Source organism: Pedococcus sp. (assembly GCF_036554925.1).
Classification (GTDB): Bacteria; Actinomycetota; Actinomycetes; order Actinomycetales; family Dermatophilaceae; genus Pedococcus_A.
In genome coordinates this window covers 1-4078 of the sequence record NZ_DATBMI010000226.1, presented here as the reverse complement: position 1 = coordinate 4078, position 4078 = coordinate 1, and the positions used below count along the sequence as shown (strand labels likewise).

General features: G+C 70.6%; 4 protein-coding genes. All 4 read left to right on the top strand.

What is annotated here, in order from left to right:
* The coding region (locus VIB11_RS16790; protein ID WP_332057215.1) for an FAD-binding protein at positions 1–862 on the top strand (862 nt) is incomplete at its 5' end.
* Complete coding sequence (locus VIB11_RS16785; RefSeq protein ID WP_332057214.1) at positions 859–1611, top strand: succinate dehydrogenase/fumarate reductase iron-sulfur subunit; 753 nt, start codon at positions 859–861, stop codon at positions 1609–1611. The genes VIB11_RS16790 and VIB11_RS16785, both read left to right, overlap by 4 nt.
* On the top strand, positions 1575–2249 hold the full coding sequence (locus VIB11_RS16780) for a DNA-3-methyladenine glycosylase (protein WP_332057213.1): 675 nt from the start codon (positions 1575–1577) through the stop codon (positions 2247–2249). The genes VIB11_RS16785 and VIB11_RS16780 overlap by 37 nt, the downstream gene beginning before the upstream one ends.
* 61 nt (positions 2250–2310) lie before the next feature.
* On the top strand, positions 2311–3573 hold the full coding sequence (gene tyrS, locus VIB11_RS16775; RefSeq protein ID WP_332057216.1) for a tyrosine--tRNA ligase: 1263 nt from the start codon (positions 2311–2313) through the stop codon (positions 3571–3573).
* Positions 3574–4078 lie beyond the last annotated feature (505 nt).

Here is a 4078-nt window from a genome sequence, read left to right as displayed (position 1 = left end):
GACGCGGCTCCCCGCCGAGGAGATCACCCGGCGGCTGCCGTCGATGTACCACCAGTTCAAGGAGCTCGCCGACGTCGACATCACGGCCGAGCCGATGGAGGTCGGCCCCACCTGCCACTACGTGATGGGCGGGGTGGAGGTCGACGCGGACACCGCGGCGACGAGCGTCCCCGGCCTGTATGCCGCGGGCGAGGTCGCCGGGGGCATGCACGGCTCGAACCGGCTCGGCGGGAACAGCCTCTCCGACCTGCTGGTGTTCGGTCGCCGGGCGGGGGCCGGGGCGGCGAGCTACCTGCGGCAGCTGCGCGCCCGGCGCCCGGTCGTCGCGGAGGCCGACATCGAGAAGGCCGCCGCGACCGCCCTCGCGCCGTTCCGGGCCGACGACGGCGCGGAGAACCCGTACTCCGTGCACCAGGAGCTCCAGCAGCGGATGAACGACCTGGTCGGGATCATCCGCCGCGAGGGCGAGATCCGCGAGGCGCTCGAGCTGCTCGACGCCCTGGACGAGCGCGCGAGCTCCGTCGGGGTGGAGGGGCACCGGCAGTTCAACCCCGGGTGGCACCTCGCCCTCGACCTGCGCAACATGCTCGCCGTCTCGCGCTGCGTCGCGATGGCTGCGCTCGAGCGCACCGAGTCCCGCGGCGGGCACACTCGCGAGGACCACCCGGCCATGGACCCGCAGTGGCGCGGCGTGAACCTCGTCTGCCGGCAGGGGCCCGACGGGTCGGTGACGCTCGCGCGGCAGCCGGTGCCCGAGATCCGCGAGGACCTGCTCGCCCTGTTCGACCGGGGCGAGCTGTCGAAGTACCTCACCGAGGACGAGCTGTCCCGGTCCGACACAGCGAGGGGTGACGGCCAGTGAGCTACCAGGGCAGGTTCCGCGTCTGGCGCGGCGACAGCGAGGGCGGCGAGCTGCACGACTTCACCGTCGAGGTGAACGAGGGCGAGGTCGTCCTCGACATCATCCACCGGCTCCAGGCGACCCAGGCCCCCGACCTCGCGGTGCGCTGGAACTGCAAGGCGGGCAAGTGCGGCTCCTGCAGCGCCGAGGTCAACGGGCGTCCCCGGCTGCTCTGCATGACCCGCATGAGCACCTTCGCCGAGCAGGACACCATCACGGTCACGCCACTGCGCACCTTCCCGGTGCAGCGCGACCTCGTGACGGACGTGTCGTTCAACTACGAGAAGGCCCGCGAGATCCCTGCCTTCGCTCCGCCCAAGGACCTCCGCCCCGGCGAGTACCGCATGCAGCAGGTCGACGTGCAGCGAAGCCAGGAGTTCCGCAAGTGCATCGAGTGCTTCCTGTGCCAGAACGTCTGCCACGTGGTGCGCGACCACGAGGACAACAAGGAGAGCTTCGCCGGCCCGCGCCACCTGATGCGGATCGCCGAGCTCGACATGCACCCGCTCGACACCGCCGACCGTCGCCCCGCCGCACGCGAGGAGCACGGCCTCGGGCTGTGCAACATCACCAAGTGCTGCACCGAGGTCTGCCCGGAGAACATCCACATCACCGACAACGCGCTGATCCCGCTGAAGGAGCGCGTCGTGGACCGTCACTACGATCCAGTGGTGTGGCTCGGCAACAAGATCCGCCGCCGCAGGGGCTGAGCGGTCCGCTGACCGGCTCGAGGCTCACGCGCGACTTCTTCCACGAGGACGTCCTCGACGTGGCGCCCGCCCTGCTCGGGGCCACGGTCACGCACGCCGGAGTCACGGTGCGCCTCACCGAGGTCGAGGCGTATGCCGGGGAGAAGGACCCGGGGTCCCACGCCTACCGGGGTCCCACCCCACGCACCTCGGTGATGTTCGGCGTGCCCGGGCACCTCTACGTCTACTTCACGTACGGCATGCACTGGTGCGCCAACATCGTGTGCGGGCCGGACGGCGAGGCCAGCGCGGTCCTGCTGCGCGCCGGCGAGGTCGTCGACGGCGTCGGCGTGGCGGCCGAGCGGCGCGCCGGCATCGCCCGCCGCGACTGGGCCCGCGGCCCAGCGCGCCTGGCCACCTCTCTCGCCCTCACCGGCGAGCACACCGGTCTGGACGTCTGCAGGCCGGGGGGTCCGGTCACGTTCCACGCACCGGCCGCGCACGTGCCGGCCTCGAGGATCCGGACCGGCCCCCGGGTGGGCGTGTCCGGGTCCGGCGGCGACGGCGCGGCCTACCCCTGGCGGTTCTGGCTGGCGGACGAGCCCACGGTCTCGGCGTACCGCCCCGCGAAACCGCGTCGCAGGCGCGCGGAGGCATAGGGCAGGCTTGCACCTGTGCCGGGCACCCGGCATACCGGAGAACGAAGGAGCAATGACGACCGTGAGCAACATCCTCGACGAGCTGCAGTGGCGCGGGCTGGTGGCACAGACCACCGACGAGTCCGTGCTGCGCCAGGCACTCGCCGACGGGCCGGTCACGGTCTATTGCGGGTTCGACCCGACCGCACCGAGCCTGCACATCGGCAACCTCGTGCAGCTCATCACGCTGCGTCACCTGCAGCGGGCCGGTCACCGGGTGCTCTGCCTCGTCGGCGGGTCCACCGGGCTGATCGGCGACCCGAAGTCGACGTCGGAGCGCGACATGCACGACCCCGAGGTCGTCGCGGACTGGGTCAAGCGGATCCAGCAGCAGGTGCAGCCGTTCCTCGACTTCGAGGGCGACAACGCAGCGATCATGGTCAACAACCTCGACTGGACCGCGCCGATGAGCGCCCTGGAGTTCCTGCGCGACGTCGGCAAGCACTTCCGCGTCAACCAGATGGTCAAGAAGGACGCGATCTCCGCGCGGCTGAACACCGAGCAGGGCATCTCGTACACCGAGTTCAGCTACCAGCTGCTGCAGGGCCTGGACTACCTGCACCTGTTCCGCGAGTACGGCTGCACGCTGCAGACCGGGGGAGCGGACCAGTGGGGCAACCTGACGGCCGGGGCCGACCTCATCCACCGGGTCGAGGGCAAGCACGTCCACCTGCTGACAACGCCGCTGATCACCAAGGCCGACGGGTCGAAGTTCGGCAAGACCGAGAGCGGCACGGTCTGGCTCGACCCCGACATGATGTCGCCGTACGCCTTCTACCAGTTCTGGATCAACGCCGAGGACGCCTCGGTGATCTCCTACCTCAAGGTCTTCACCGACCGCGGTCCGGAGGAGATCGCCCGGCTCGAGCAGTCCCTGGCGGAGAAGCCGTTCCTGAGGGAGGCGCAACGGGCGCTGGCCGCCGACGTGACGACACTCGTGCACGGAGCCGAGCACACCGCGTCGGTCCAGGCCGCCTCGGAGGCGCTGTTCGGCAAGGGCGACGTGCGCAGCCTCGATGCCCGGACCCTCGCCGACGCGACGGCCGAGCTGCCCGGAGGCGACGTCTCGGTGGGGATGAGCGTGACCGACGCCCTGGTCGCCGTCGGGCTGGTCGACTCGCGCAACGCTGCACGGCGCGCCATCGGTGACGGCGGGGCCTCGGTCAACAACGCCAAGGTGACCGACCCCGAGGCCACGCTCGAGCCGGAGGACTTCCTGCACGGCCAGGTGGCCCTGCTGCGCCGCGGTCGCAAGACCCTGGCCGCGGGCCGACTGCGGAGCTGACCGCCCTGACGTGAGGCCGTGCCGGCCGTGCCGCCAGTCCGGCGGGAAGGAACAGGGACCGCCCCGGGAGTCCGGGACGGTCCCTGTCCCGTGTCCACCGGTGCGCCGTGCCTGGTGCCGGGACGCGTGCGCTGGTGGGTGTCGGTGAGGCGGGGCAGCGTTGACCTGCGGATTTGTGTTCTCGCGCCACCTCCCCCTAATGTTCTCGACGTCAGCCCGACAGGGAGGAACGGACACCACCGCGGTCACCACCGCGAAGCAGGCCGGTCCCGGGGCAGACACCACCACTCGAACGGCGTGACTCACGAGTCGCGCGCATCGGTCCGGGCCAGTCCCGGACGGTGGTCATCTCGGTGAGAAGCCAGAACAGATCAGCGAAAAGCGGATTGGGAAAAGCGAAAGCCGAGAGGGTAAATTAGAGGAGTTGCCCCGGGCGCCGAGCGGAAACGCAGAGCAAGCGGTGCGCGTCCGAACCTTGAGAACTCAACAGCGTGTCAAAAATCGA